This is a genomic window from Brevibacterium sp. MGP-B1, assembly GCF_057766545.1.
Genome location: NZ_CM173407.1, coordinates 919,338 through 942,621, shown reverse-complemented (window position 1 = coordinate 942,621; position 23,284 = coordinate 919,338). Strand labels below are relative to the sequence as shown.

The window sequence follows — 23,284 nt, the reverse complement described above, 5'->3', positions numbered from 1 at the left end:
TCAGCGCAGTCCGCGCACGGTGTGTCTCGGAGCCCCTTCGCCGGTGATCGCCACGGTCACGTCGATGGCGTCGGCAGTGGCCCTGACATCGTGGGTGCGGATCATCGCCGCTCCCTTCTCGATGGCCAGCGCGGTCGCGGCGATCGTTCCGTACAGCCGGTCCGACGGGGCGACCTCACCGATGGCCTCACCGACGAAATCCTTGCGTGAGATCGCCAGCAGCACCGGATAGCCGGTGGCGGCGAATCGGTCGAGTTCACGCAGCAGACGAAGCGAGTGGTACGTGTTCTTCCCGAAGTCGGGAGTGGGATCGATGATGATCCGGTCTTCGCGCACCCCTGCTGCACGCGCCGCCTCGGCGAGGTCGATGACGCCTGCCAATGTGGAATCGACGACGTCACCGGCCTGCAGGCCATAGCGGTTGCGGTGGGCGTCGGTGCGCGGATCCAATCCCCCTGTGTGGGAGCAGACGATGCCGACATCATGTCGGGCGGCCACCTCGGCGAGCTTCGGGTCGCTCCCGGCCCAGGTGTCGTTGAGCAGTCCCGCACCGGCCCGGCAGGCGGCCTCAGCCACTTCATGACGCCAGGTGTCGACGCTGATGAGCACGTGCGGGTGGGACCTGGCGACGGCCTCGATGGTCGGGCACACTCGGTCGATCTCCTCGGCCACGGTGATCTCCCGTCCGCGGCCGGCGCGCACTCCCCCGATATCGACGATCTGAGCACCCGCCGAGGCGGCCGCCTCCACCGCCGTGGACGCCTCCTCGAGAGTGGCGGCGGATTCGTAGAACGAATCTGTGGTGCGGTTGATCACGGCCATGATCGCCGGGGTTCCGGGCCGGGCACGGGCGAGATCGAACCGTTCGCCCTCCGGAACTGATGAGATGTCGCCCCTCATGGTCGACCGTTCGCAGGATTCGCCACGACCGAGTCCTGGCCGCGTGCCGGTCCGATTGCGGCAACGACTTCGTCGATGTCATCGGTGAGAGTGAACATGTGCATGTCCGCTTCGCTGATCGTCCCCGCGGCCAGCAGGGTGTTCTGCATCCAGTCGACGAGCCCGCGCCAGTAGTCGGTCCCGAACAACACGATCGGGAATGAGGTGATCTTGCCGGTCTGGACCATGGTGAAGGCCTCGAACAGCTCGTCCAGAGTGCCCAGGCCGCCGGGCATGACGACGAATCCGCGCGAGTATTTGAGGAACATGGTCTTGCGGACGAAGAAGTAGCGGAAGTTCACGCCGAGTTCGACATGCTTGTTGAGTCCGGTCTCGAAGGGCAGCTCGATGCCGAGCCCGATGGACACTCCCCCGCCCTCACAGGCACCGAGGTTGCCGGCCTCCATGATTCCGGGTCCCCCGCCGGTGATGATCGCATTGCCGTTCTCGGCGATGCGGCGAGCGATCTCGCGGGTGTCCGCATAGGCCTGGGTGTCGGCTTTCAGACGGGCTGAGCCGAAGATCGACACTGCAGGACCGATCTCGGCCAGCGAGCCGAATCCTTCGACGAACTCGGCCTGGATGCGCATGACACGCCACGGGTCCTCATGCACCCAGTCGGTGCCCGACTTCGAATCGAGGAGGCGCTGGTCCGTCGTCGTCTCCGGCACCTGGTCACCGCTCAGCCGCAGCGGGCCCTTGCTGTAGAAGCCCGGGTCGCCTGTTGGGTGGCCTGTTGTGTCGTCTCCCCGGTCACCTATCGGGTCGTCCGCCGGATCGTCGGCAGAATGGCGCCCGGGAGCACTCGAAAGCTCGCCATCGACGTCGTCTGTCGCTCTGGTCATCTCGTTCACCGGCCCTGAAGATAGCTGCGCAGAGTTGCGGTGGCCTGCTCCACCTCGGTGACTCTCACATGCTCATCCGACTTATGGGCGTACAGAGGGTTGCCGGGACCGAAATTCACAGCCGGAACGCCGAGTGCGCTGAATCGGGACACATCCGTCCAGCCGAGCTTCGGTGCCGGGGACAGTCCGAGTGTGTCGATGAAGTCCTGGGCGATCGCCCTGTCGAGTCCGGGGCGGGCCCCCTCGGCGGCATCGGTGACGACGAGGTCGAAACCGGTGAACAGCTCGCGCAGGACGGATTCCGCCTCGGCAGCTGACTTGCTCGGAGCGAAGCGGTAGTTCACGGACACCACGCACTCGTCGGGGACCACGTTGCCGGCGACTCCCCCGCGGATGTTCACGGCGGACAGAGATTCGCGATAGTCGAGCCCATCGACCGCGATGGTGCCGGTCTCGAATTCGGCGAGCCGGGTGAGGATCTCGGCGGCGGCGTGGATGGCGTTGACACCCATGAATGCACGAGCCGAGTGAGCGCGGACTCCGGTGGTGGTGACGTCGACGCGGATGGTTCCGTTGCAGCCGCCCTCGACGGAGGCGTTCGAGGGTTCGCCGAGGATCGCGAAGTCACCGACCAGCCAATCAGGATGGTTGCGGGAGACGCGGCCGAGTCCGTTGAGTGAGGCATCGACCTCCTCATGGTCGTAGAAGACCCAGGTGACATCGCGGTTGGGACTGGTCAGCGCGGCCGCGGTGGACAGCTGCATCGCCACTCCGGCCTTCATATCGCAGGCGCCCCGTCCCCAGATGACCTCATCATCGGGGTACTCGTCTCCGGACATGTGGGTGCGCACGGGCGGAAGGTTGTCTTCGACGGGAACGGTGTCGAGGTGGCCGGCGACGACGATGCGCTCGGCCAGACCCAGGTTCGTGCGAGCGATGACGGTGTCTCCGTCGCGGAGGATCTCCAGCTCCGGTCCCGGACCCGCGCTGATCCTCTCCAGGACAGCGACGACGGCATCGGCCAGGACGGTTTCGTTCCCGGACACGGATTCGATGGCGCACAGTCGGCCGGTGAGTTCGGCCGGGTCACCCACCGCGGCGAACAGGTACTCGCCGAGGTCGCCGGCGGGCGCGAATATGGCATCAGTCTCAGCAGATGGATCGACAGTCATGTCTCTTAGCCTAGTACGGCGCCACCGTCTAGGCTTGAGGCATGACAGAACGCATCGTTTCCGCACGTGGACTCGCCACGATCCATTCCGACACCGTCCTCTCCGTCTGGTACCCCGCCTTGAGCACCGGTGATACCCACGACACCGCCGAGGCGGCCGCCACCGCTCGCGCCGCCGACGACGGTCTCGACGCCCTGGTGGGCACCGATGAGGCCCGCGGCACCCGCTCCGAGGTCGTCACCACCACGATCGATCTCGACGCCGGTCCCGCCTCGGCGGCCGACGCCTACCTGCGTCTGCACGCACTGTCCCACCGCGTCGTGACCCCCAACGATGTCAACCTCGACGGAATCTTCGGTCATATCGCCAATGTCGTGTGGACCTCCTTCGGCGCCTGCTCCCCCGAGGACTTCGAGGTCACTCGCGCCAAGCTCCTCGCCCGCGGCCCTGTTGCCGTGTACGGGCTCGACAAGTTCCCGCGGATGACGGACTTCGTCATCCCCTCCGGTGTGCGCATCGCCGACGCCGACCGTGTCCGCCTCGGCGCTCACCTGGCTCCCGGCACCACCGTCATGCACGAAGGCTTCGTGAACTTCAACGCCGGGACGCTCGGGTCGGCCATGGTCGAAGGCCGCATCTCTCAGGGCGTCGTCGTCGGAGACGGATCGGATATCGGCGGCGGAGCCTCGATCATGGGCACTCTCTCCGGCGGCGGCACGCACCGCATCTCCATCGGCTCGGGCAGCCTCCTCGGTGCGAACGCCGGTGTCGGCATCTCCATCGGCGATGACTGCATCGTCGAAGCCGGTCTCTACATCACTGCAGGCACTCGCGTGACGGTCCCCGGCGAAGGCGATGCCGTGGTCAAAGCCGCCGAACTCAGCGGGAAGAACAACATCCTCTTCCGCCGCAATTCTGTCACCGGCACCGTCGAGGCGATCGCTCGCGACTCAAAGGGCATCGAGCTCAACCCCGACCTCCACTGAGCCAGCCGCCGGCGACCGGCGAAACGGGTCTGATCGACCGACCTGCCGTTCGCTGGAAAGATGAGGGCACCTTGCGGACGGTGAGGCTGAAGCCGAATCGCCTGCGATGAGCAGCCGAGGGCGCGTTCACATCATGTGGACGCGCCCTCAGCGCATTCACTCCTGCGATATCGCGTCCCTTCGCTGAAGCCCCTGCGAACAAGGACGCATCTGCCTCGCTTGCGAGCATGCATCCACCATGCCTCGTCTCAAGCCACTCCGCTAGAGGCAAAACACCTCGCGCGTGCCATAACGCCCCGTTCCTGCAGGCGGTTGTGGAACGAAGGGTGAGGGATGATCAAGGAAGTGTAGGTACAGTCACCAGCGGTGAGGGTTGCTGGCAGCTGCAGAAGCAGCGTGCCTTCGATGGTTCTTCGCCGGGAAGCCCCGCATCCCCCACCGGCACTGGCACATCAACGCGTTCCTGCAGGAGGTTGTGGCACGAACGGTGACGCATGCCCCGGTACGTGTAGGAGAAGCCACCACCAGCGCATAGTGGCACTACCGGTGCGGGATGGCGAACGAAGGCCCGCGGTGAGGAAGTGTTAGCGGCGGGAGGCCTGCCGGAGAAACGCACCTGCGGCAAAAGGCAACGCGGAACATCGCAGCCGGCGCGGGAGGGGGAAGGAGCGGCCGCACGACACCGACTCGTGAATGCGCAACGGCGTCGGGCAGAGGATTCTGCTCCGACGCCGTTGCGTCTGCTGCGACACTCATCATGCCGTGACTGCGCTCAGCCGTTCGCGGTGAAGCGGACGGCCGAGCGCCTCGGGACTCAGCGTTCGCTGATGTCCTTGTAGTTCCGGTTGTATTCGCCCGTGTAGATCTGGCGGGGACGGCCGATCTTCGTCTCGGGGTCCTTGATCATCTCGCGCCACTGGGCGATCCAGCCGGGCAGGCGACCGACCGAGAAGAGCACGGTGAACATATTCGTCGGGAATCCGAGAGCCTTGTAGATGAGGCCCGTATAGAAGTCGACGTTCGGGTAGAGCTTGCGCTCGACGAAGTAGTCATCGGCCAGCGCGATCTCTTCGAGCTGCTGAGCCAGTTCGAGCAGCGGGTCGCCGCCGGACCGAGCGAGAACCTCGTCAGCCGTCTTCTTGATGATCTTCGCGCGCGGATCGTAGTTCTTGTACACGCGGTGGCCGAAGCCCATGAGACGGACGCCGTCTTCCTTGTTCTTCACGCGTTCCATGAACTTCTTCGGTCCGTCATCGGAGGCCGCGATCTGCTCGAGCATCTCGAGCACTGCGGAGTTCGCGCCGCCGTGCAGCGGTCCGGCCAGGGCGTTGACGCCGGCCGAGATCGACTGGAACACGTTGGCCTGCGACGAGCCGACGAGCCGAACCGTCGAGGTCGAGCAGTTCTGCTCGTGATCGGCGTGGAGGATGAACAGCTGATCCATGGCCTTGACCGCCAGCGGATCCGGTTCGTATTCCTCAGCGGGAACACCGAAGTTCACTCGCAGGAAGTTCTCCACGAGGCTCAGCGAGTTATCCGGGTGGATGACCGGCAGGCCCATGTTCTTCCGATGCGCAAGTGCCGCGATGGTCGGCATCTTCGCGAGCAGACGGAACGACGAGGTGTCGATCTGGTCTTCGTCAAAGACATCGAGGTCATCTTGGTAGAACGTCGACAAAGCCGCGACGGCAGCTGCAACCATAGGCATCGGATGAGCGTCGTACGGGAACGCACGGAAGAAGCGCCGCAGGTCCTCGTGGACGATGGTGTGTCCGCGCAGGCGAGCGTCGAAGGCATCGTACTGTTCCTGAGTCGGCAGCTCACCGTAGATGAGGAGGTAGCAGACTTCGACGAAGTTCGACTGTTCCGCGAGCTGTTCGATCGGGTACCCGCGGTACTGCAGCTCACCGTTGTCACCATCGATGTAGGTGATGGACGACGAGGTGGTTGCAGTGTTGGCAAACCCTGGATCGTATGTGACCGCGCCGGTCTCTTTGAGCAGAGAACCGATACGGTATCCGTTGTTGCCCGCTGTTGCTGACACCTCGGGCAGTGTCAGCTCCGTATCAGCGATCCTGAGGTTCGCCTCCGAAGTCATTCGATCTCCTCACCGTTGACCGACCCCAAGAACTTCCTGAGGTGTTTTGCACAGTTCTTTCAAAGACTACCGACAACTGCGGGAATCAGAAAATCACTGCACGCTTCATTTACTGGGTGGTAATACGTCTGACCAGGGCAGATAACAGTTTTTCGTCCTGCATGAAGTCTTAGCAGGAACTTAGCGGACGCTCGGAAACCGTCGGCTCCTTCGCACCGTGCCCCACCCCCGCAATCATTTCGCGGCGGCCCCAAGGCGCTCGGCCGCGGCTCGAATGCGTTCGTCGGTGGCGGTCAGCGCAATCCGCACATGGTCGGCAGCCGCTGCTCCGTAGAACTCTCCGGGACCCGCCACGATGCCGAGTTCGGCAAGGTCGGACAGGGACTCCCAGCAGTTCTTGTCCGCGGTCGACCACAGGTAGAGACCGGCGGTCGAATGGTCGATGCGGAATCCGTATTCTTCGAGACCTGAACGCAGCTGCTCACGTCGCGACCGGTAGGTCTCCTTCTGCGCCAGCACGTGCTCGGTGTCGCGGAGTCCGGCCACCATGGCTGCCTGAATCGGGAACGGCACGATCATTCCCGCGTGTTTGCGTGAGCGGGTGAGGTCGGAGATGAGCTCGGCGTCACCGGCGACGAACGCCGCGCGGTAGCCGGCGAGGTTCGACTGCTTCGACATCGAGTACACACTCAGCACACCGGCATTCGACTCCCCCGCGGCTGCAAGCACGCTCGGCGCCGGCTCATCGGATTCCCAATTGAGCAGTCCGTAGCATTCGTCCGATGCGACGACGACTCCGGCGGCACGAGCACGGCGAACCACCTCGGCGAGGGTGTCGACGTCGAGGACCTCACCGGTCGGGTTGCTCGGCGTGTTGATCCACAGCAGACCGACACCGTCCAATGACTCCCCGTCGATGATCTGCGCGGCGTCGAGGCGGCGGCATTCGACGCCCGCGATCGTCGCACCCATCTCGTAGGTCGGGTAGGCGGCGGAGGGACAGGCGACGGCCAGTCCTCGCTCGCGCAGCCCCAACAGGGTCGGCAGCCAGGCTACGAGCTCCTTCGAGCCCACAGTCGGCAGGATCTCGGTGGCGGGATCGAGCTGAACAGAATGCCAGTTCTCGTACCACCAGGCGATGGCTTCACGAAGCTGTGCGGTTCCGGCGGTCGTCGGGTACCCGTGCGCATCCCCTGCGTCCGACAGAGCACGCCGGATCACCTCGGGGGTGGGGTCGACCGGAGTGCCGATGGAGAGGTCACACACTCCGTCGGGATGCTCGGCGGCCCGGTTGCGGTATTCCGTGAGACGGTCCCAGGGGTAGTCCGGGAGGTTGAGTCCGAAGGTGTTCGTCATCGGTCAGTCGTCGTGGTTCTGCGGCGGCAGGGCGGAGATGATCGGGTGGTCCTTGCCTGTGTTGCCGAGCTTCGCGGCACCGCCGGGCGAACCGAGGTCGTCGAAGAATTCGACGTTGGCCTTGTAGTACTCTTCCCACTCATCGGGCACATCGTCCTCATAGAAGATGGCCTCGACGGGGCACACCGGTTCGCACGCACCGCAGTCGACGCATTCGTCGGGGTGGATGTACAGGCTGCGTTCGCCCTCGTAGATGCAGTCGACGGGGCATTCGTCGATACAGGCCTTGTCCTTGAGGTCGACACAGGGCTGGGCAATGATGTACGTCACTGGGCTGACTCCTCGAAAGACTCACAGATGGTGCGCATATACATCCCACAATACGCCTTCGCCCGATTCTCGTGACCACCGGTCTCAGGTGATTCGCATTGCATCTGACATCCCCGCTCACGCCTGCACCCGACCGGGACGTGCGTGTCATAGGGTGGGAGGGCATCAATTTCGCGGAGGAAGGCCAGAAGTGGACGATCTGCAGCCCGGCAGACGAGTGGTCGTGCGGTATTCGCTCGCACCCGGTGACACCCATTCGACGTCGGATGCCCTCGGCGTCGTCACAGCCGTCGACGAGGCGGGGCTCGAGATCGATACGAAGCGCGGTCCCCTGCGCATCGCTCGCGACCAGATCCTCCTCGTCCACGAGGTGCCCCCGGCTCCGACGAAGGCCGGGCGCACACATGAGATCGTCTCCGCCGTGGATCTGCGGCGCATCTCGGCCGCCGCCTGGCTTCCTCACGACGTGTCCTGGCTGCACGTGGAGAATCTGCGCAACGAAGGCTCCGAGGCGGCCGCCGAGGTCAGCCTGCTGCAGAAGGGCTGGCTGCTGCGTCATTCGGAATCCGCGACCCGGCGCGCCAATTCCTGCCTGCCTGTGACCGACACCGGACTCGGGTGGGAACAGGGGCTCGACGCCGTCGAGGAGTGGTATCGGACCCGAGGCAAGCCGAGCCGCGTCCAGATCTATTCCGCTGACGATTCCTCGACGCTGGCACCAGAATGTGAGGGGCTCGCTCCCCTGCTCTCAGCTCGCGGCTACACCCCTTCCGAGGCCACACTTCTGCTCACCGGCGCCACGGCAGAGGCAGCCGGCGGTGCGTCCTCCCCCGCCGAGGCGGCCGCGGCAGGTCTGATCATCGACGTCTCCGATGCACCGACCTCCGAGCATTTCGCCGCATGGACGTCGCAGCGCAGCCCCGGTGAGGAATCGGGTTCGGCTGAGGCGTTCAAGACACTCATTGAAGCCGATCAGCCGTGTGAGTTCGTCACCGCCTATGCCGAGCATCCCGATGGATCCCGGACTATGGTGGCGGCCTGCAGGGTGGTCGAGCGCAGCAAGTGGGGTGTCATCACCAACCTCATCACCCGTCCCGATCTGCGGCGACGCGGTGCCGGACGTTCGGTGGCCGCAGCCGCGGCGGCGCTGCTCGCTCAACGGGGGGTCCGATCCTACCTCGTCGACATCGAGTCGAGCAATGAGGCATCGCTGGGCCTCTTCGCCTCTCTCGGAGCCACAGTGCGTCACCGGTCCTGGTACGCCGAAGCACGCTGACCGGCCAGCCGGTCGGAATCCCGCGAAGGGGGCTCAGCCCTTGCACTCGACCTTGTTCACCGGACGGTAGACCGTGGTGAAGCCGTCCTTCGTGGTCTGACCCGAAGCGATGTCCTTCATGGTCCGAGTGATCCGGATCGACCAGCCGCCCTTCGGCGACTGCGGAGAACACGATGGACCGCTCTCGGTGACCGACCCCGGTGAGGTGTGATTGAACCTATCCGAGGCGTCGGCCGACACATCGTACTTCTTGACGCCGAAGACCTTCGCGTGGACCTCACCGTCTTTGAGGTACATGTCGAGGACGACCGGAGTCTTCGAGCTGTTCGTGAACTTCATATCGATCGATGACCAGTCGAGGGTCGACTCCCGGCCTTCAGGATAGCGGGAGATATAGCGCGAATGCGCCTGGTGTTCGTCGAGTTCGAAGCCGGCGAAGAACGCCGCATTGAACAGGGTCGTCGACACCTGTGAGACGCCGCCGCCATAGTCTTCCTTCATCTGCCCTTCGGAGATCACGCCGGCAGGTTTGTAGCCGTTTGCGGCGGTCCGCTGGCCCAGAGCTTCATTGAGGGAGAACTGCTCACCCGGTTTGAGAACCGTGCCGGAGACCCTCTTCGCGGCCACCCGCAGGTTCGTATCGCGGTTGGGTTCCGAGCTGTAGCCGGTGGAGAAGTGGGACACGGTGTCGGAGACATCGGCCTTCTTCGCGTCCTTCGTCGTGAACTCGGGTTTGACCGAGGCCAGTGTGACCGTGGGCTTGTCCTCCTTGCCGTTGATGGCGTCGGTGACCGCGCCGGTCAGTTCCTTGGCCTTGATTCCGATTCCATTGCGGGACGGCACGACCTCGGGCTTGCCGTCCTTGATCTCGAAACTCGCGTCTTCGGCCGGTCGTCCGATGTCCTTGTTCGCCGCCAGCACGGCCTTCTGCAGAGCCTCCTGATCGAAGACTGGCTTGAGCTTCGAGTCCTCGGCTTTGAACGTCAGAGTCTTCGCGACGGTCTTCGGGGACACGGTGAGGTCACCGCCCTTGACCTCCGAGTCCGCATCCTTCGCAGGCTTCGCCGTGATCGTGAGGTCCTTGCTCACGGCGTCTTTCGCAAATCCGTCGGCCATGTCTTCGGCTTCGGGCGTGGTGATATCGGGATCGACGCTCGTCGGACTGACCGGGAGAGCATCCTCGGTGCGCAGCCAATGATCGTCGACGGCTGTGCGCACGGCGGCGGTGTCGACGGTCTGGCCCTTCTTGCCGTCCTTGACCTTCGGTGTGGTCTTGTCGAACTCGAGTTCGGCGTCTTTCGGTTCGACGGCCAGTGACTCGGTGACCTTCGCGGTCGCCTTGTCGAACTTCTCAGCGTCGACCTTGATGACGGGGTCGACCTCGTCTTCGCCGAACAGGCGGTCCCAGATGACGGTGGGGTCGAGGCTGAAGCCGGTGATGCGTTCGACTGTCGCTTCCGAGTCGAAGGTGATTCCGGCCGTCTCCGGGTCGAGCTTCGCCGTCGGCTCTCCGGCCTTGAGGACGATGTCCTTTTCCGCGTCCTCGCGCAGGTCGTTGCGCAGGGTGTTCTCGGCATCCGTCGCTGACTTGCCGCCGATGTCGATCCCAGCCACGGTCGTCCCCGGTGCGAGCATACGACCGCTGAAGAAGCCGATCACCACATAGATGGCGGCCAGCACGACGAAGGCCACGAGAATGAAGGGCCAGATCTTCTTCTTCCGGGCGCCGTTGTCGGACGGGTCGGGCCCGCCTGCGTTCGAGGTTCCATCGGACAAGGTATTGGTCGGCATCATTCTCCCGAGGGTGTCGATAACGACTGATTCGGTGCGGTTCGCACGAGTCTAGCGAGTGCGATCGTGCCCGCGCACGTTGATGAAGGAGAAGACAGCAGCCAGGACCATCGGCCCGAGCAGCCACACAACGGAACGCAGCAGTCCGGTGACGATCATATCGGCGCCGGGCAGCCACTTCGGCTGACCGAAGACGAAGGACAGTACGGCGATGATCACGGCGGCGACCAGCATCGGGGCGCTGCTGCGATACATCGTCTTCAGGTGCCACAGCCCCGCTGCGGCCAGGGCCAGGGCCAGCACGAGCCCCCACGGCAGGATGATCGGGGTCTCGCCGAGGTTGACCACCGTGACGTTGAGGTGCTGCATGGTGCCGAGGAAGGCGATGAGCAGTCCGAGAACAGCGGAGTGGAGGTAGGCGAAGACTCCTGGCTTCCGCGGTGCGCGACTCCGTCGCAGGGGCTGCGCCGCCGTGTTCTCCTGAGCGTCCACCGCTGCGATGTCGAGTCCGGTGAGCACGTGCGGGGCCGGTCCGGCGCTGAGGATCTCGGACGGGATCGGCGCCCCCGCTCCGATAGAGAAGTATTCGCGGTCGCCGATCTTCTGGCCGACGCCGTTGGACAGGGCGAAGAAGCCGCCGGCGACACTCACTTGGGTGCGGTGGGCTTCCAGTGCTGCCCGTTTCGCCGGCAGCACCGCGCTGACGTCCTGGTCGATGACGATCTGACCGACCGGTGGTTTGGCCGGGATCGTGTCGGCGGGGGCGAATCCGGTGTCTGCGAAGCCTGCCTGGTGCGGGTCGAACGAACGGCGGGCCACCTCGGTGGGGATGTCGACGTAGAGCAGCCGACCGGTCCGCCATTCGGCGAAGTCGAATGCCGCAGTCGTGGCCTCGTGCACCCGCACATGGTCGGGGTGACCATAGCCCCCGTTGGCGGCATAGGTGATGATCGCATGCGGTTCGAAGGCATCGATGACAGCGGCGATGTGTCTGGCCACGGTCGTGATGTCAGCTGCGCACAGAGCATTGTCGGTCATCGATGACGCGGGCCGAGCGTGACCGTCCGGCCCCCATTCCATTCCCGAATCCTCGAAGGTGCGCGTGGTCCCGCCGAGGAAGGTGTGCATGCGCACGCCGAGAGCACGCATCGCCTCGGCGATCTCCTGCTCCCGGACCCGGGCGAGACCGGCCCGGTCACCCTCGAGCCGCTTCAGCTCTGCGGGGATGACCTCGCCGCCCTCACCGCGGGTGGCGGTGAGCACCATGACCTCGGCACCCTCGGAGACCAATTCGGCGATCGTGCCGCCTGTCGTGATCGTCTCATCGTCGGGATGAGCGTGCACGAAGAGGACGCGTGGCGTAACAGTCATTGGTTCCTGGGTGCTCGAGGTCATTCGGTGCTGCCGGATCAAGGATTCCGGCTCAGGCGTTCTGGCGGCGCATCTTCGCGTAGAGCTTTGCGCGTTCCTTCTGATCGAGTTCGACCTTGCGGATGCGGATGGCACCCGGGGTGACCTCGACGCACTCGTCCTCTCGAGCGAACTCGAGGCTCTCCTCGAGAGTCAGCTTGCGCGGCGGAGTGAGGTTCTCGAAGCTGTCAGCAGAAGCCGAACGCATGTTCGTCAGCTTCTTCTCCTTCGTGATGTTGACGTCCATATCGTCGGCGCGCGAGTTCTCGCCCACGATCTGGCCTTCGTAGACCTCGGAGGTCGGTTCGACGAAGAAGGTTCCGCGGTCCTGCAGGTTGATCATCGCGTACGGGGTCACTGTTCCCGCGCGGTCGGCCACGAGCGAACCGTTGATGCGGAACTCGATGTTGCCGGCCCACGGCCCGTATCCGGCCGAGATCGTGTTCGCGATTCCGGTGCCGCGGGTCTCGGTGAGGAAGCGAGTGCGGAATCCGATGAGGCCGCGTGCGGGAACCTTGAACTCCATCCGCACCCAGCCGGTGCCGTGGTTCGTCATGGTCGACATGACACCCTTGCGGGCAGCCAGCAGCTGGGTCACGGCGCCGAGGTAGTCCTCCGGCACATCGACCGTGAGCTCCTCGAAGGGCTCATGGACCTTGCCGTCGACCTGCTTGGTCACAACCTGAGGCTTGCCGACCGTGAGTTCGAATCCTTCACGACGCATCTGCTCGACGAGGATGGCCAGAGCCAGCTCACCGCGGCCCTGGACCTCCCAGGCGTCGGGACGTTCGGTCGGGACGACCTTGAGCGAGACGTTGCCGACGAGCTCCTGGTCGAGACGGTCCTTGACCATGCGGGCGGTGACCTTAGTGTTCTTCTCACGGCCGGCCAGCGGGGAGGTGTTGATGCCCACGGTCATCGAGATCGCCGGATCGTCGATGACGATCGCCGGCATCGGCTTCGGATTGTTGATGTCGGTGAGCGTGTCGCCGATCATGATGTCGGGGATGCCGGCGACGGCGACGATGTCACCGGCCGAGGCCTCCGTGGCGGGCACCCGGTCGAGGCCCTGGGTCTCGAGCAGCTCGGTGATCTTCACCGAGCTGATCTCTTCACCGCGAGCCCAGGCGACCTGCTGGCCCTTCTTCAGCGTGCCGCCGAAGATGCGCAGCAGAGCCAGACGCCCGAGGAACGGCGAGGCGTCGAGGTTCGTGACGTGTGCCTGGAGGATGCCGTCGGAGTTGATCTCCGGTGCCGGGATCGTCTCGAGGATGGTCTTGAACAGCGGTTCGAGGTCGGGGTTGTCCGGGACCGCTCCATCGGCGGGCTGTTCGAGGGAGGCGGCACCTGCCTTCGCGGCGGCGAAGACGACGGGCACATCGAGGACGGAGTCGACGTCGAGGTCGGGGACTTCGTCGGCGAGGTCGGAGGCCAGACCCAGGAGCAGGTCCTGAGCTTCCTCGACGACTCCGTCGATGCGGGCATCGGCACGGTCGGTCTTGTTGATCACGAGGATGACGGGCAGCTTCGCGGCCAGCGTCTTGCGCAGGACGAAGCGGGTCTGCGGCAGCGGGCCTTCCGATGCGTCGACGAGGAGGACGACGCCGTCGACCATGGACAGTCCGCGCTCGACCTCACCGCCGAAGTCGGCGTGGCCGGGGGTGTCGATGACATTGATGACGATGGGGTCCTCGCCGGCCGAGGGTCCGTTGTAGAGGACGGAGGTGTTCTTCGCGAGAATGGTGATGCCCTTCTCGCGTTCGAGGTCGCCTGAATCCATGACGCGTTCGGCGAAGTCGCCGTGTTCGCTGAACACACCGGTCTGCCGGAGCATGGCGTCGACCAGCGTGGTCTTGCCGTGGTCGACGTGTGCGACGATTGCTACGTTTCGGCGGTTTTCCCGTCGTGTGATGGCTTCAGTCATCAAGAACCTTTTTGAGATAGAGAGATCGGTCCAGCCCGGACCCAACAGACAATTATACGGCCACCCGCACGCTCTCGCGTGCAGGTGGCCGTCAGCTTGAGCGGACTCAGGCGTTCATCGTGGCTTCGAGAACCGCGTCCCTGGCCTCCCGGCGCTTGCGCTGCTCCTGCGGATCCGGAACCGGAACCGCCGACAGCAGACGCTGTGTGTACGGGTGGACAGGGTTCGACACAACCTGCGAGGACTTGCCGATCTCGACGAGGTAGCCGTGGCGCATCACCGCGATGCGCTCGGCGATGCGCTCGACCACGGCCAGGTCGTGACTGATGAACAGACACGCGAAGCCGTATTCCTTCTGCAGGCCTTCGAACAGGTCGAGGACCTTCGCCTGCACGGACACGTCGAGCGCCGAGGTCGGCTCATCCGCGATGAGCAGCTTCGGTCGCAGGGTCAGGGCACGGGCGATGCCGATGCGCTGACGCTGACCGCCGGAGAGCTCATGCGGGTAGCGGTTGCGCATCGAAGTCGGCAGTTCGACCGCGGTCAGCAGCTCCTCGACCCGCTTGCTCAGCTCCGGCCCCTTCATCCCCTCGTGGAGGTAGAGCGGCTCACCGATCGACTCCCCGACCGGCAGTCGTGGGTTGAGCGAGGAACCGGGATCCTGGAACACGATCCCGACTTCCTTGCGCAGGGGCCTCATCTGCTTGTTGCTCAGACCCTTGATGCTCGTGCCGTTGACGACCATATCGCCTTCGACGGTGGGCAGCAGCCCCAGAGCGGCGCGCCCGATCGTGGTCTTACCCGAACCGGACTCCCCCACCAGGCCCACGACTTCGCCGGGGGCGATCATGAGATTGATGTGATGAGCGGCGCGGAAGGCCTTCTTCCGTCCGATTGCGGGGTACTCGATCGCGGCGTCACGCAGCTGCAGGGCAGAGGGCTTCGAGAAGTCCGCCTGCGAACCGGGATGGTAGTACGTCTCCGTGGAGTCCATCTCGATATCGGGACGGTCCTGCGCGGTCACCTGAGCGCGCGCCTCGGCCACGGCCATATCGGCCGCTCCGGCCTCGGAGAGACCGTCACCGCCGGCCCCGGTGGCCGGCTGGCCGACCGGGTCATCGGCGTGCGAAGCCTGATCGGAGGTGATATCGGACAGCGAGGCCTCGACATCGCCGATGCTGGCGCCGAATGCTTCGCTGTCGGTACCCTCGCCGAGGTGGGGAACAGCCTCGAGGAGCTGCTTCGTATACGGATGCTGCGGGTTGTAGAAGATCTCCTCCGCGGTACCCGATTCGACCACCTTGCCGGCACGCATGACGATGATGCGGTCGGCCATATCCGCCACCACGCCCATGTCATGGGTAATGAGGATGATTCCGGCGTCGAGCTTCGACTTCAGTTCGCGCATGAGCTTGAGGATCTCGGCCTGCACCGTGACGTCGAGCGCCGTAGTCGGCTCATCGGCGATGAGCAGCTTAGGCTGACATGCCAGAGCCTGCGCAATCATGATGCGCTGTCGCTGACCGCCGGAGAGCTGGTGCGGGAACGAATGGAATCGATCCTCCGGATCAGGGATTTCCACGAGCCGCATGAGCTCGAGCGCCCGTTGCTTCGCCTCACTGGGACCGATGTCGAGGTGGACGCGCAGGGTCTCCACGATCTGGTACCCGGCGGTGTAGACCGGGTTGAGCGCAGTCATCGGCTCCTGGAAGATCACGGAGATGTCGTTGCCGCGCACGGCCTGCATCTTCTCCGGCGGCATGCCGATGAGTTCACGCCCGTTGAGCTTCGCTGAGCCGGTCGCACGGCCGTTGCTCGGCAGGAGACCGAGCAGTGACATGCTCGACTGAGACTTTCCGGAGCCGGACTCGCCGACGATCGCAAGAACCTCGCCGGCATTGACCGTGTAGTCGAGGTGCTCGGCGGCCATCCACCATTCGTCACTGACCCAGAACTGGACTCCAAGGTCATTGACCTCGAGGATCGGGGAGCCCTTCTTCGGCTGGGCGTCTGCATTCTTATCAGCCATCACTTCGCCTCTTTCTGTGCCATGCGCTCGGCCTTCTTCATCTTCCTCCAGCTCGGGATGGTCTTCATCCGCGGGTCGAACGCGTCGCGCAGACCGTCCCCGATGAAGTTCACACACAGGGCGATGACGATGATGAACAAGCCGGGCCACCAGAACAGCCACGGACGAGTGGCGAAGGAGGTCTGGTATTCGCTGATGAGCTGTCCCAGCGAGATGCCGGGTGGTTTGATGCCGAAGCCGAGGTAGCTCAGCGAGGCTTCGAGCACGATCGCCTGACTCATGATCAGCGTCGTGTTGACGATGATGACGCCCATGGCATTGGGTAGCATGTGCTTGAACATGATCCGGAAGTCGCTGGCTCCGGCCACGCGGGCCGAATCAACGAACTCCCGTTCGCGCAGCGACATGAAGTCGCCGCGGACGAGACGTGCAAGACCCACCCAGAGGATGCACCCGAGGGCCACACCGAGCAGCGGGCCGTTCGCTCCGCCGACAAGCACACCGAGGATCGATCCGACGACGATGACCGGCAGGATGACGAAGCCGTCGGTGATGCGCATGAGCACCGAATCGACCCAACCGCGGTAGTAGCCCGCAACAGCACCGATGACCGTGCCGATGATCAGGCAGACGATTCCGATGATGAACATGACGACGAGAGAGATCTGCGTCCCTTTCATCACTCGGGCGAAGTTGTCACGACCGATCTCATCCTGACCGAAGGGATGATCGCCGAGTGAGAAGAAGTTCGCAAACGACCAGGTCGGGGCTCCGCCGGGGTTGACCACGGGCCCGGACGCCGTATGGCTGAACTTCCACCAACCGGGGATTCCCGCAAATCCCTGGGCGCTGAAGGCGAAGATGGCCACCAGCACAAGGACGACGATCGAGATCATCGCGCCTTTGTGACGGAGGAATTTGCGCAGGACGATCTTGCCCTGGGAAAGACCTTCGGTCTCCTTCGACTCGATCGCATTGTCCCCGACTTCGTCGAGGGCGAGAGCGTTCTGTTTGTCGTTGTCAGTACTCATGCGTTCACTCGGATTCTCGGGTCGAGGACGGCATAGAGGAAGTCCGCGACCAGGTTGGCGATGATAGCGAGCAGGCCTGTGATCAGGATGTAGGCCATGACCGGGTCGAGCTCTGCCTGTCTCAGCGAGTCGATGAAGAGCTTGCCCATGCCGTTCCAACCGAAGATCGTCTCCGTGATGACGGCGCCGCCGATCATCGTGATGATGTCGACAGGAACGACCGAGGCCAATGGCAGCAGCGCATTGCGCATAGCGTGCCGCATGATCACCGTACGTTCGTTGAGGCCTTTGGCCCGTGCCGTGCGGATGTAGTCCTGGCCTAGGACCTCGAGCATCGAACCGCGGGTATAGCGGGTGTACGAGGCGAAGGAGATGAGGACGAGGGCGATCGACGGCAGCAGCAGGTGAGTGAACGAGTCGAGGTTCGTGATCCAGAAGTCGCCGTCGATGTTCGGCGCCGATGCACCGATCGTCGCGATCGGACGATTGTTGATAGCCGGGTCGTCTGAGTACTCCTGCCAGCCCTGCAGCACGCGGTCGGCGAAGATGAGCACTGCCACGATGATGGCGGTGAAGCTCGTCGTACGCGCGGTGTCCCAGGGGTCCGGGCCGCGGAATGCCAGGCCGATGCCGATGGCGACGGCAATCGCGACGATGAAGAGCCCGAACATCCACAGCCAGTTCATGTCGACGTAGTAGAAGAGGTTCATCAGCGGCCAGTAGAGCAGCGCGCCGACGACCACTGTGATGAGTGAAGCGTAGAGCACGCGGCGGTTCTTCAGCCCCGTCGACAGGTACGTCATGACGATGGCCGCACCGGCGCCGATGACGACCACGCCGAGGAGGCCGATCGTCGGTTGCTGCATCCAGCCGCTGGCGAGGATGTAGTAGATGGTGCCGAAGGTGATGACCGCTGCGGCGACGAAGGTGATGACGCGTCGCTTCGCGCTGCCCCCGAGTGCCCCCATCCAGAACAGCCCCATGGCCACGCAGCCGATGATGATCGGCCACCAGGATTCCAGGGTCGGATCGTTGATGAAGTTGTTGATGTCGATCGCTCCGTACTGCTTGAGCAGCACCGCCACCCAGAAGACGGGCAGCGAATAGAGGAGGAACGAGACGAAGGTGATGAAGTAGTCGAAGCCCGAGTACTGGCGGATGGCCGAGATCATGCCGACGGCGATGCCGAGGATGATGGCCACGATCGTCGAGGCGGTGATGAGCTTGATCGTGTTGATGATCGCGCCCTGCAGCTGTTCGGTGACTTCCTGGCCGGACTTCCAGGCGATGCCGAAGTCACATTGGCCGATGGCGCAGCCGCCGACTCCTGCCAGCCATTTGAAGTAGCGGACGACTGCCGGAGTGTCGAGGTCGAGAAGCCTGCGACGCGACTCGTAGAGAGCTTCGATGTTCGGTGATGTGCTCGCGCGCAGGTCCCAGAAGAAGTCGAGCGCGACGTTGAGGAGCAGGTAGAGGACGAAGGTGACGACGAGGAGCACGAGCGCTGTCGACAGCAATCGTCGGAGGATGAATCTGATCATGGTGGGAGTTCCGTTTCAATCTTCCGAAAACGCCGCTGTGGGGACCACACAGTGATCCCCACAGAAGGCTTGAGTGGAGAAGAACCGATCGCGTCAGTCGCGGATCAGTTGACTTCCCACTCCCAGTAGTTCCAGAACATCGTCGGCGACACAGCGGTCGACTTCACGTTCTTCACGCTGTCACGGTAGATCGTCAGTTCAGGGAACTGGAAGATAGGCGCGCCGAAGGCATCTTCGGTCAGCTGCTTCTCCATGTCGATGAGGAGATCCTGCTGTTCCTCTTCCTTGGACACGAGCAGCTTGTCGAGAATCTTGTTCATCTTCTCGCTCTTGTAGCCGCCGTAGTTGTTCTGCGCACCGTAGCGGAAGTTCGCATCGTTCTCGGTCACGCCGGTGCCCTCGGACTGCCAGCCGAACAGCGACACATCGTAGGTGCCGTCGCCGAGGCGGGTGCCCCAGTTGACATCTCCGACGTCCTTGATCTTGAAGCCGGCCTTCTCAGCCGATTCCTTGATCAGCTGGAACTCCTGCTGGCGACGCGAGTTCGTGTTGTCGTACATGACTCGGACGGTCGGGGAGTCCACTCCGGCTTCCTTGAGCAGCTTCTTCGCGGCCTCGACGTCTCCATCTGCGGCATCGGCGACGCCGTTGACCTTGGTGATCGCGTCGTACATCGGCGAGCCCGGCACCTGCGAGTACGAATCACGGGTGACTGCTTTGTCGTTGAGGGGCTTGATGATCTTCTCGACGATATCCTCACGCGGCAGCGCCTTGAGGAACGCCTGACGGACCTTCTTCGCCTTCTCCTTGTCGCCGCCGTTGGCGGCAGGGTCGAAGGGACCCTTGTTGTCGAAAGTGAAGTCGACGTGCTCATAAGTCGCACCATCGGCGGCATCGACATTGACTCCGTCGATCTTCTCGGCGGCGGAGAGGACGTCAGCGGTCGCCTGCGGCTGAGTCATATCGACCTCACCGTTCTCGATCGCCTGGATCATCGCCATCGGATCGCCGTTGTAGCGGACCGTGACGGTCTTGACCTTCGGCTTCACCGGACCGGTGTACTTGTCGTCAAGCTCGAGGGTGACGTACTGTCCCTCTTCGAACTTGGTCATCTTGTACGGACCGTTGTGAACCAGCAGGTCCTCGTCCTTCGGCATCGAAGTGAAGTCGAACCCGGTGTTCCAGGTGTTCGAGATCTTCGACAGCTTCTCGGTGTCCTTGTCCTTGATGGCCTTGAGGATGGCCTCCTTGCCCTTCTCGGCATCGTCGACCCCGAGAGCCTTCTTCGCCACGATGTGGGCGGGCACACCGACGCCGTCGGCACCGGTGCCGAATTCGGTCTGCCAGTCAGCGAAGGGCTTGGAGTACTCGAGGGTGATCTCCTTGCCGTCATCGGAGATCTCCGGGAACTTCTTGATCAGAGCCGAACCGGCGGTCGAGGAATCGAAGTAGACGGTCTTTGCGTCGTTCTTCTTCACCGAGCCGTCGTCGTTGTTGTTGGCTTCGACGGTGTTGAAGTTCGCCGAGGTGCCGGCCCAAGTCAGCGCCAGGTCGGCGGCGTCGACGGGAGTGCCGTCGGACCACTTGGCATCATCATTGAATGTGTACTTGACCTTGAGCGGGTCTTCGGAGACCTGTTCGACCTTGCCGAGGGCTCCGTCCTGAACTTCGAGGTCACCGTCGTAGTACCCGAAGTTGTCATTCATCATGTAGGTGAGAATGGCGTTCGAGGTTGCATTGCCGTTGGCGGTCAGCGTGTTCATCGATCGGAACGATTCGTTCCAACCGATATTGATGGCGGTGTCCTTCGATGCTTCGTCGTCATCGCCTCCGCCAGGGGGTGTGCAGGCGGTGAGCACCATTGCAGCGGCAGCCACAGAGGCACCGGCCGCGAGGAAGCGCTTGTTCACGTTCTCTCCTTGTTGTTCTAGGGCGAGTCACCCTCGTTCTTGCACCCCAAAACCGGAGTGCATTCCGGTCACGTGAAGCATTTCGGCAGAGACCGAAGCGCATGTGACCGCGTTCATGTTTTTCACATGGATTGCAACAAAGTTAATTCACCGGCGACTGTGACGGAGTCCACATACTGAGCAAATTTCGGAATCGTTACCGTTTCGAAACCAAGGGAACAGACAACTTTTGTTCAGTCTCAATGGATAGGATGATCAGGTGGCTGACAGTGAGATAGATCGCAATGAGACCGAGCCGACCGTCGTACGGACGACGAGTTCGACGGCCCTGTTCTTCATCGTCGGCGGCCTCTGCGCCTTGGGCGTGCTCTCAATCCTCTTCGGCGATTTCACGCTGCGCGGTCTGGCCGCAGCAGGCATCCCGCTGGCCGTCGGCACCTTGGTCTTCGTCTGCTATCGGCATCCCCGTGTCGAGCTGCACAGACAGCAGCTCATCTTGGTCAACCCCCTGCAGACCGTGACGATCCCGTGGAACCTCGTCGACGGCTTCGAGACCCACTTCGGTCTGAGCGTGCGCACCCACGAGAAGAAATTCGCCTCATGGCCGCTGGCCGGCAAAGGCAAGAAGTGGGAGAAGGATGAGCACGGTATGCGCCAGCTCGTCGAGAATCCGAGCCCGGCCGTCGACACCGTGCTCGAGCGCTATTCGTCGCTCAGCGACGCAGAACTCGCCAACCCCGGTGGGCAGCGTGTCATCGAGACGAGATGGAACTTCGGCATCATCGCCGTGGGTCTCCTCGCCATCGTCTGGGCGCTCATCGGCTTCGCAGCACTGCCGAGCTGACGAGCGAACTGCGGTCACCAGCCGCGTTCGCGCCACTCCCCCAGTTTCGGCCGTTCCTCGCCCAGGGTTGTCGAATCCCCATGTCCGGGCAGGACGAGAGTCTCGTCCGGAAGTTCGCCGAAGATCCGCTCCTCGAGGTCGTCCATGAGAGAGGTGAAATCCTCGGCCGACCAGGTCTTGCCCGGCCCGCCCGGAAACAGCGAGTCACCGGAGAACAGGATCGTCTGACCTCCGTCTCGCAGAAGCAGCGCGATCGAGCCGGGAGTGTGCCCTCGCAGTGCGATGGCTTGGAGGACGAATCCGCCGAAGTCCCCGACATCGAGGTGATCGACGGAATGCGCGATCTCCACTCCTTCCGCCTCGGTGATGGCGGCCGCGTCCGCGGCACCGGCGATCGTCATCGCCTCCGGATAGTTCTCCGAGGTGGCCCGCAGTGCCCGAATATGATCCCAGTGCTGGTGTGTGGTGATGATCGCTCGCAGCATGGGTTCCGCGTCGGTGTCCTGGGCTCCCGAGTCGATGAGCTCGGTGATCGCCTCGGCGTCGTCGGCGGCGTCGATGAGCACTTGGGAGCCGGTCTCTTTTGCGGTGAGCAGATAGACGTTGTTCGCCATCTCGGAGACCGCGATAGAGCGGATGATGACGTGCTCGGTTTCGATCGTGTGCATTTCCAAACTCCTCAATCTGTGCTGATGCTTCCGAGGTTCAGGGACAGGTCACCAGGCTCCGCGGGTGTACTGCGGAGGGTAGGGTCCGGGTTCGGCTCCGAGGACATGGGCGGCCCGCTGCGGCCAGGAAGGTTCGCGCAGGGCTGCTCGGGCCATGAAGATCGCGTCGGCCTGTCCCGTGCTGAGGATGGTCTCGGCCTGCTTCGGATCGGTGATGAGTCCGACGGCTCCGGTCGGCACGCCCTCGGCGCGGATCGCCGCGGCCAGCGACACCTGGTAACCGGGACCGATGGGGATCCGCACCGGATAGTTGCCGCCCGAGGAGACGTCGATGAGGTCGACTCCAGCCTCCGACAGCGCACGGCTGACATCGGCGGCTTCGGCGATGTCGAATCCGCCGTCGGTCCATTCGCTGGCCGAGATGCGTACGAACACCGGCACATCCTCACCGACCTCGGCGCGGACGGCCGCATAGACCTCGTGGAGCAGTCGGGACCGACCGGCGAGATCGCCGCCGTATTCGTCGCTGCGCTGGTTCGACAGCGGGGACAGGAAGGAATGGAGCAGATAGCCGTGGGCTGCGTGGAGCTCGACGACGTCGAACCCGGCATCGATCGAACGTCGGGCAGCGGCCGCGAAGGCGGCGACCACCTCGGCGATGTCGTCCTTCGTCATCTCCACGGGCTCGGCCAGCTGCGGATAGGCGATGGAGCTGGCGCCGAACGTCGGCCATCCGCCCTCGGACTCGGGGACGCTGCCCTTCGGTTCGCCGGTGAAGGGACGATAGGTGCTGGCCTTGCGGCCGGCATGGGCGAGCTGGATTCCGATGACGCTGCCCTGGGAGTGGACGAAGTCGACGACGGCCGACCACGATTCCGCCTGGTCGTCGTTCCAGATTCCGGCGTCCTGTGGTGAGATCCGACCTTCGGGGACGACAGCGGAGGCTTCGGTGAGGATGAGCCCGAATCCGCCCTGCGCCCGGGCACCGAGGTGGACGAGATGCCAGGGACCGGGCATTCCGTCTTCGGCTTCGCAGGAGTACTGGCACATCGGTGCCAGCCAGATGCGATTGGGAATCTCGGTTCCGCGCAGCGTCAGCGGTTCGAACAGCTCAGTCATGACATCAGTCTGCCA

18 protein-coding genes are annotated in these 23,284 nt (G+C 63.7%); 3 read left to right on the top strand and 15 right to left on the bottom strand.

The genetic code is table 11. The features are described 5' to 3' along the window. From folP to dapE, 3 genes are read right to left on the bottom strand one after another with little or no spacing between them, the layout of a single operon-like run. The gene (gene folP / locus AC3CD9_RS04355) at positions 1 to 900 is read right to left on the bottom strand and encodes a dihydropteroate synthase (protein ID WP_488366491.1); all 900 of its coding nucleotides are present in this window, start codon (positions 898 to 900) and stop codon (positions 1 to 3) included. Beyond that, on the bottom strand, positions 897 to 1,784 hold the full coding sequence (locus tag AC3CD9_RS04350) for an LOG family protein (RefSeq protein WP_488366490.1): 888 nt from the start codon (positions 1,782 to 1,784) through the stop codon (positions 897 to 899). Before AC3CD9_RS04350 ends, folP begins: the two co-directional genes overlap by 4 nt. A gap of 5 nt (positions 1,785 to 1,789) precedes the next feature. After that, the gene (gene dapE / locus AC3CD9_RS04345) at positions 1,790 to 2,956 is read right to left on the bottom strand and encodes a succinyl-diaminopimelate desuccinylase (RefSeq protein ID WP_488366489.1); all 1,167 of its coding nucleotides are present in this window, start codon (positions 2,954 to 2,956) and stop codon (positions 1,790 to 1,792) included. A 41-nt stretch (positions 2,957 to 2,997) separates the two neighbouring features. On the opposite strand from dapE, the gene dapD reads away from it, so the two are divergent. After that, positions 2,998 to 3,942: a 2,3,4,5-tetrahydropyridine-2,6-dicarboxylate N-succinyltransferase gene (gene dapD / locus AC3CD9_RS04340; protein ID WP_488366488.1), complete on the top strand. Its 945-nt coding sequence runs from the start codon at positions 2,998 to 3,000 to the stop codon at positions 3,940 to 3,942. Positions 3,943 to 4,756: 814 nt separating this feature from the next. On the opposite strand, the gene AC3CD9_RS04335 is transcribed toward dapD, so the two are convergent. The 3 genes from AC3CD9_RS04335 to fdxA all read right to left on the bottom strand — a co-directional run bounded on the left by AC3CD9_RS04335 (position 4,757) and on the right by fdxA (position 7,726). Continuing rightward, complete coding sequence (locus AC3CD9_RS04335; protein ID WP_101544913.1) at positions 4,757 to 6,040, bottom strand: citrate synthase; 1,284 nt, start codon at positions 6,038 to 6,040, stop codon at positions 4,757 to 4,759. A 234-nt stretch (positions 6,041 to 6,274) separates the two neighbouring features. Further along, entirely contained in the window at positions 6,275 to 7,396 is a 1,122-nt protein-coding gene (gene dapC, locus AC3CD9_RS04330; RefSeq protein WP_488366487.1) for a succinyldiaminopimelate transaminase, read from the bottom strand. A 3-nt stretch (positions 7,397 to 7,399) separates the two neighbouring features. Continuing rightward, positions 7,400 to 7,726, bottom strand: a complete 327-nt coding sequence (gene fdxA, locus AC3CD9_RS04325; RefSeq protein ID WP_025776980.1) for a ferredoxin — start codon at positions 7,724 to 7,726, stop codon at positions 7,400 to 7,402. 190 nt (positions 7,727 to 7,916) lie between these two features. Here fdxA and AC3CD9_RS04320 point away from each other — a divergent pair, with 190 nt between their 5' ends. Then, positions 7,917 to 9,002 (top strand): GNAT family N-acetyltransferase, encoded by a 1,086-nt coding sequence (locus tag AC3CD9_RS04320; RefSeq protein ID WP_488366485.1) that lies wholly within the window; start codon positions 7,917 to 7,919, stop codon positions 9,000 to 9,002. A 33-nt stretch (positions 9,003 to 9,035) separates the two neighbouring features. Here the strand turns inward: AC3CD9_RS04320 and AC3CD9_RS04315 are convergent, their stop codons facing one another. The 7 genes from AC3CD9_RS04315 to AC3CD9_RS04285 form a co-directional block, all read right to left on the bottom strand. After that, on the bottom strand, positions 9,036 to 10,796 hold the full coding sequence (locus AC3CD9_RS04315) for a VanW family protein (protein WP_488366484.1): 1,761 nt from the start codon (positions 10,794 to 10,796) through the stop codon (positions 9,036 to 9,038). A 48-nt stretch (positions 10,797 to 10,844) separates the two neighbouring features. After that, on the bottom strand, positions 10,845 to 12,164 hold the full coding sequence (locus AC3CD9_RS04310; RefSeq protein ID WP_488366483.1) for a PIG-L family deacetylase: 1,320 nt from the start codon (positions 12,162 to 12,164) through the stop codon (positions 10,845 to 10,847). A 52-nt stretch (positions 12,165 to 12,216) separates the two neighbouring features. Beyond that, positions 12,217 to 14,127, bottom strand: coding sequence for a translational GTPase TypA (gene typA, locus AC3CD9_RS04305; RefSeq protein WP_488366482.1), 1,911 nt, complete (start codon positions 14,125 to 14,127; stop codon positions 12,217 to 12,219). A 106-nt stretch (positions 14,128 to 14,233) separates the two neighbouring features. Further along, entirely contained in the window at positions 14,234 to 16,156 is a 1,923-nt protein-coding gene (locus tag AC3CD9_RS04300) for an ABC transporter ATP-binding protein (RefSeq protein WP_488366481.1), read from the bottom strand. Continuing rightward, positions 16,156 to 17,187 carry an ABC transporter permease gene (locus AC3CD9_RS04295; protein ID WP_101544900.1) on the bottom strand — a complete coding sequence of 344 codons (1,032 nt, stop codon included), beginning with the start codon at positions 17,185 to 17,187 and terminating at the stop codon, positions 16,156 to 16,158. Before AC3CD9_RS04295 ends, AC3CD9_RS04300 begins: the two co-directional genes overlap by 1 nt. Beyond that, on the bottom strand, positions 17,184 to 18,728 hold the full coding sequence (locus AC3CD9_RS04290; protein WP_488366480.1) for an ABC transporter permease: 1,545 nt from the start codon (positions 18,726 to 18,728) through the stop codon (positions 17,184 to 17,186). Before AC3CD9_RS04290 ends, AC3CD9_RS04295 begins: the two co-directional genes overlap by 4 nt. Positions 18,729 to 18,832: 104 nt before the next feature. Further along, positions 18,833 to 20,638, bottom strand: coding sequence for an ABC transporter family substrate-binding protein (locus AC3CD9_RS04285; RefSeq protein ID WP_488366478.1), 1,806 nt, complete (start codon positions 20,636 to 20,638; stop codon positions 18,833 to 18,835). Positions 20,639 to 20,897: 259 nt separating this feature from the next. On the opposite strand from AC3CD9_RS04285, the gene AC3CD9_RS04280 reads away from it, so the two are divergent. Then, entirely contained in the window at positions 20,898 to 21,482 is a 585-nt protein-coding gene (locus AC3CD9_RS04280; protein WP_488366477.1) for a hypothetical protein, read from the top strand. A gap of 14 nt (positions 21,483 to 21,496) precedes the next feature. Here AC3CD9_RS04280 and AC3CD9_RS04275 read toward each other — a convergent pair whose 3' ends face one another. Both AC3CD9_RS04275 and AC3CD9_RS04270 read right to left on the bottom strand, forming a co-directional pair. Then, a complete protein-coding gene (locus AC3CD9_RS04275; RefSeq protein WP_488366476.1) occupies positions 21,497 to 22,150 on the bottom strand; it encodes an MBL fold metallo-hydrolase in 654 nt (217 codons plus the stop codon). A 48-nt stretch (positions 22,151 to 22,198) separates the two neighbouring features. Next, positions 22,199 to 23,269 carry an NADH:flavin oxidoreductase/NADH oxidase gene (locus AC3CD9_RS04270; protein ID WP_488366475.1) on the bottom strand — a complete coding sequence of 357 codons (1,071 nt, stop codon included), beginning with the start codon at positions 23,267 to 23,269 and terminating at the stop codon, positions 22,199 to 22,201. Positions 23,270 to 23,284 lie beyond the last annotated feature (15 nt).